Below are 5,525 nucleotides of genomic sequence, written 5' to 3' on the forward strand. Positions count from 1 at the left end.
TTTATATTTTGATTTAATTAGCTTAATTCGCCATCCACCTCACTTTTGGGGTGGGTGGTGGCGATAATAAAATTCTATATTTAAACAGGGTTTATCCCCTAACGGAAGTAAAACAAATTTACCCAGTTATTAATTACGCTTCATCCATCCCTAGACAACTTTATAAAAAGAAAATAACCTTTTGGAGTTCCAACCCTCTTGTTTTTTTAGTGTCCGATATTGTTTTTTCGGTTTAACAACACTCTTTTTATGAAAACAAGCCAAAAAACACGCGCTCTGACATTTCGCAAGTGATTAATCTTGCCGAGAATTAAAGAAATAAATAGGATAGTAACTCCAATCACTTTCACACTTTCTTTAAGGCTTCGTGCCATAGATGAGTTGTTCATCTTTCAGCATCAAAATATTAAGTTTTAAGAGTTGCATCATTCATCAAATAATACCTTTATTGAAAGGAAATTTATAAAAATATCATTTATTTTGTGTAGGGAAAACAGAATAACATCTGTTTTTATGATAAAAGTTCTAAATTTAAAGATACTATCCGATGAATAATGCAAATAAATTTATGTTTTTAATATAAAAATAAAAAAACAATCTCACAAGAATTGTTTTTTGCCGGTTCATCGTACAGGACGCCAAAGATAGAAATTCCAATAAATAACTATGATTATTCAAATGAACATTATTGAGCATTTGTTAGATTTAAAAGTTTTACGACTAGACAAAATGAGGATGCTTTAACAGCAAAAGTAATTTTTAATACCGAAGATAATTTATCTCAAAAAATAAAGACAATTTTAGAAAATCAAGAAATACAAAATTGAGTAAATGATTTTAGACAATTTTCAGATAATGTTAAATTCTTAATTGATACAGTTATTCCTAAGCTTGATTATAATGCTGAAATTATTTGAGTGTTTAATACTATCGAAACTTTAAAAACTTATTTACGAGAGTTTACTAATATTATTAACATAATTAAAATTCAATTGCAGTTAAAAAAAATTTATTATTGAAAATCAGATATTGAGCAAGAAATTAATCAATTAAAACAACAAATAAAAAAATATCAAGATAATTTAGATTTAATACGTAATCGTTCGCATTCTAATAACAATTTTAATGTGTTAACAGATTGTAGTAATTATGGGTTTTTAACTGCTAGTGTTTTAGGAATTTCAGCGGGTCTTTCCTTATTATTTCCCCCCTTGCCTTTCTTAGCGCTATTTCAGCTGGAATTACTAGTACAATTGCTTCAACATGTAGTATTCTTGAATAAAATAAAGTTGTTTTTTATTTTTTTATTGTTATAATTAATTAGGCATTTATTCTATTATTTAGAATATGCTTAAATGTGGTAGTAATGGTAACATTACGTTTGGACCACAGCGAGAATTTAATTAAAAGGAGGAAATTGCTCGTGGCAAGAATTACAAGAATTGCAAAATTAGAATTTCAAGCAGGACAAGCAAAACCGGGTCCAGAATTAGCTTCATTAGGAATTAATATGCCTCAATTTTGTACACAGTTTAATGATGCAACAAAAGAACGAATGGGTGATGTTGTTCCAGTTGTTATTACTGCTTTTGATGATAAGACATTTAAATTTGAATTAAAAACAACACCAGCAGCGATTTTATTAAAAAAAGCAGCAAAAATCCAAAAGGGATCAGCAAAGGCAAAAGATGAAAAGGTAGCAACAATTTCAGCTGATGAAGTTCGCAAAATTGCGGAATATAAACTTGTTGATTTAAACGCAAATGATGTTGAAGCAGCAATGCATATTATTGAAGGAACTGCTCGTAATATGGGGATTGTTGTTGAAGGTATGCCAAGTAAGAAGGAGAAAAACTAAGAATGGCAAAATTTGGTAAAAAATATAATAAAGTTGCTGAATTAGTTGATAAAAATAAGGTATACCCAATTGCAGAAGCAATTGAATTAGCAAAAAAAACTGCAACAACAAAATTTGACTCAACCGTTGAAGTTGCCTTTAATTTAAACGTTGATCCACGTCATGCTGACCAACAAATTCGTGGAGCTGTTGTGTTACCAAAAGGAACAGGAAAAACACAACGAATCTTAGTTTTAACAAATAGCAAGGAAGCTGATGCTAAAGCAGCGGGTGCTGATTTTGTTGGTGGTAAAGATTTAATTGAAAAAATTCAAAAAGAAAACTGATTTGATTATGATGTTATTATCGCAACACCAGATATTATGGCAGAATTAGGAAAAATTGGAAAATTATTAGGGCCAAAAGGATTAATGCCAAACCCTAAAACAGGAACAGTTACTCCAGATGTTATTAAAGCAATTGGTGATGTTAAAAAAGGAAAAGTTGAATATCGTGTTGATAAAAATGGAAACATTCATTCAATTATTGGAAAAACATCATTTAAAGTTGAAGATTTAAAAGCTAATTATGATGTAATTTATGAAACAATTCGTAAGGCAAAACCAGCGGCTGTTAAGGGAGCATATATTAAAAATATTGCTATCACAACAACAATGGGACCAGGAATTAAAGTTTTAATTGAATTATAAAAAAGGAAAAAAGATTAACAATTGTTAATCTTTTTCTTTTTTTGTTTCTTTTTAGTTCTTAACGAAAATAATGCTAGATAACTAACTAAAGTTTAAACGCCATAAATTCCAATGCTTGAAAAGAGTACTAATAATGGTGCTAAAACTGGATGAAGATAGGGGTTTAAAATTTTGTAGCTATTTCATCACATTATTCTTCCATCTGTTGGAGCATAACCATGACATTCAACATATATCACTAGTCTGGTTCATGAAAATATAATATATAAAATTGGTAATATTAAACTAAAGTAATTAATTCTTTTAATAAAATATTTAAAATAATGTTGTTCATAATATGAAAAAATACCAAATAAGATAAATGCAATAATTGGAGTTATAAAATTAATGTTAATTGTAATAATATTTTTTAAAATTGAATTTGTAAAAATAAATTCTTTTCCAACAAATAATTGCTTAATAACATCTGGTCAAAAGACAAGAACAATCACAATTGAATGTGTTGCTAAAAAAACACAATTAAAAATAAATTTTTTAAATTCTGAAGGTTCATTTTTATATCCTAATCTTGCAAGAAAAACTGTGGCGTAAATAACACAATATAAAGCATACCAATTTGTAAAAGCAACAAATAATCATGCAATTAATTGATTAATTGTGTTTTCACTATGTCCATTTTTACTTGGCTTAAAATAATCATAATTAATCATTCTGTCACATAAATCTATGATAACACCAGAGATTTGGACAACAATTAAGAAAATCATTAAAGTGATAATTATTATTTTTAAATTTTTACTATACTTTGATAATTTATAAATTTTAACCTCTTTATATAATATTATATTTTATATAAGTTATTTTAGCATTATACCATAATTACAAATTAAATTACTATGTAACTTATATCTCTAATTTCAAAATATTTTTCTCCTTAGGATTTTAAACTTTGAATTTACCAAAATTTTTCATTTTTTATGTTATTCTGTTTAGTAATTGATTATAATATTGATAGTACAAAAAGTACATCTAGATATTATTTAAAACTATGAAAGGAAAAAATAGAATGTATTTATATTTACAAGCTAATGTTGGTACAGCAGTCCTTGATACTTTAAAAGCGTGGGGTTTTTGAAGTGCAATTATTGCAATCATGTTTGTAATTTTTTTAGGTTGGTTTTTAACAAAACGTGGAACCTTTAAAAAAGATTGAGAAGATGTCTTAATTAAAATTGTCATGGTTGTTGGTTTACCATGTTTAGCATTTGATGGTTTTATGGCTGATACAACAGTTGAACAAGTTAAAACACAAGCAGCAATTTTATTAGTCGGATTTTTATTTTATATTATTTTAGGAATTGTAGCAAAATATTTTTATATTAAATATGAGCAAGATGTTCGTGATACGTTAGCAATGTGTACAGTTTTTGCATCAACTACTTTCTTCGGAATTCCAGTTGTTACAGCTTTATTTGACGTCGGACAAGCAACATTACCAGCTAATATCTTTAATATTCCTTATCGAGTATTTTTATATTCATTAGGATTTATTGTTATGAGTAAACCGGTGCAAGGACAATTAGTATCAGCAGTTGAAACAACAGCAGAAACAATTGTCGATGCAAAAATAGATCCTACGGGGTATGCACAAGTAAGAGCCGAAATACGAGCTAAAAAAATGGCAACCGTGAAGGCAAATTTAAAACAAATTTTTGTTAATCCAATTTTAATTGCAACAATTATTGGATTTATCTTTTGAGTAACACAATTAATTCCAGGAATTGAAATTGTTCCTGATCAAAATAAAATTGGTAGTGGTCGATTATTTCCACCATTACGATTAGATAATACTTTTCCACCATTATTTAAAATAACAAAAACATTGGAAGGATTATGTACACCATTAGCATGATTAGCAATTGGAATGACTTTATCAAAAGGGAAATTGCGTGAAGCAATGCAAGATAAAAAAGTCTGATATGGAATGATTATGAAAGTTATACTAGCACCAATTATTTTTGCTGTGATTGGAAAAGAAACAGGAGTATGAAAATTAGATTCAGTTGGCTTGACTGTTATTGTCATTATGTTGGCAGCACCACCAGCGTCTGTTATTGTTGCATATTCAATAGGATATAAAAAACAACCAATGTTAGCAAGTAATTTAACATTAGTTTCAACTTTATTTTCAATTATTTCGTTACCATTCTGAGTAATTATTACGACAGCAATTGGGGCAACTACATTATTTACATATTAGGAGAAAATAACAATGAATATAAAAATTAAAATGGTTTGTTATGGCGTTCGGAAAACCGAACGACCATTTTTTGAAAAACTAAATGAAAAATATGGTTATGATTTAACTTTAATTGAAGAATATTTAACAAAAGATAATATTGCCACAGTTAAAGGACATCAAGCAGTGATGGTTAGTGCAAATTGTGATTGTTATGAAGAAAATTTATTAAAAATGCAAGAATATGGGATTAAATATTTATTAACAAGAACAGTTGGTTATAACCATATTGATTTAACAAAAGCACACGAATTAGGTTTTAAAATGGCTTATGTACCAGGATATTCGCCTAATGTAGTTAGCGAATTAGCGGTAGCAATGGGGAATGCTTTTTTACGTAATTTATTTTATATGGCTAATAATGAACGTCAAACAAATTTTAAGGTTGATGATTTTATGTTTTCAAAAGAAATTCGTAATTCAACAATTGGAATTATTGGAACTGGTCGGATTGGAACGTAGATTGCACCCCAAAAAGTAAGTATTAGTAAAAAAGGTTTATAAACTTTTATTTATTATATCCTTTTCTTTGCGGCTTTAATATCATTTATTTCATTTTTTAACATCATTAATATATTCATCATGCGATAAGTAAATATTGTTATGAATTGTTGCTTTTTTTAATAAAGAATGAAAACTTTCAATAACAATATTATCAGCACAATGATAATTTTTACCC

Annotated in this window: 6 protein-coding genes; 5 read left to right on the plus strand and 1 reads right to left on the minus strand. The window is 27.8% G+C overall.

The features are described from left to right. The first annotated feature begins 608 nt into the window (after positions 1-608). Genes D9R21_RS04060 through rplA form a run of 3 tightly spaced genes read left to right on the plus strand, consistent with a single transcriptional unit; the run spans position 609 to position 2,547 of the window. A complete protein-coding gene (locus D9R21_RS04060; protein WP_126821206.1) occupies positions 609-1,316 on the plus strand; it encodes a hypothetical protein in 708 nt (235 codons plus the stop codon). Between the two features lie 50 nt (positions 1,317-1,366). After that, positions 1,367-1,858, plus strand: a complete 492-nt coding sequence (gene rplK / locus D9R21_RS04065; protein WP_196234376.1) for a 50S ribosomal protein L11 — start codon at positions 1,367-1,369, stop codon at positions 1,856-1,858. 2 nt (positions 1,859-1,860) lie between these two features. Then, positions 1,861-2,547 (plus strand): 50S ribosomal protein L1, encoded by a 687-nt coding sequence (gene rplA, locus D9R21_RS04070; RefSeq protein WP_126821208.1) that lies wholly within the window; start codon positions 1,861-1,863, stop codon positions 2,545-2,547. Positions 2,548-2,639: 92 nt separating this feature from the next. Here rplA and D9R21_RS04075 read toward each other — a convergent pair whose 3' ends face one another. Next, positions 2,640-3,314, minus strand: coding sequence for a hypothetical protein (locus D9R21_RS04075; protein ID WP_241568741.1), 675 nt, complete (start codon positions 3,312-3,314; stop codon positions 2,640-2,642). Positions 3,315-3,613: 299 nt separating this feature from the next. Between D9R21_RS04075 and D9R21_RS04080 the strand changes: the two genes are divergently transcribed. Together D9R21_RS04080 and D9R21_RS04085 are read left to right on the plus strand one after the other, a co-directional pair. After that, positions 3,614-4,807, plus strand: a complete 1,194-nt coding sequence (locus D9R21_RS04080; RefSeq protein ID WP_126821209.1) for an AEC family transporter — start codon at positions 3,614-3,616, stop codon at positions 4,805-4,807. A 12-nt stretch (positions 4,808-4,819) separates the two neighbouring features. After that, positions 4,820-5,308 carry a Rossmann-fold NAD(P)-binding domain-containing protein gene (locus D9R21_RS04085; protein ID WP_241568742.1) on the plus strand — a complete coding sequence of 163 codons (489 nt, stop codon included), beginning with the start codon at positions 4,820-4,822 and terminating at the stop codon, positions 5,306-5,308. The last annotated feature ends 217 nt before the right edge of the window (positions 5,309-5,525 follow it).

It is taken from the genome of Spiroplasma endosymbiont of Megaselia nigra, from assembly GCF_003987485.1.
Lineage (GTDB): Bacteria > Bacillota_I > Bacilli_A > Mycoplasmatales > Mycoplasmataceae > Spiroplasma.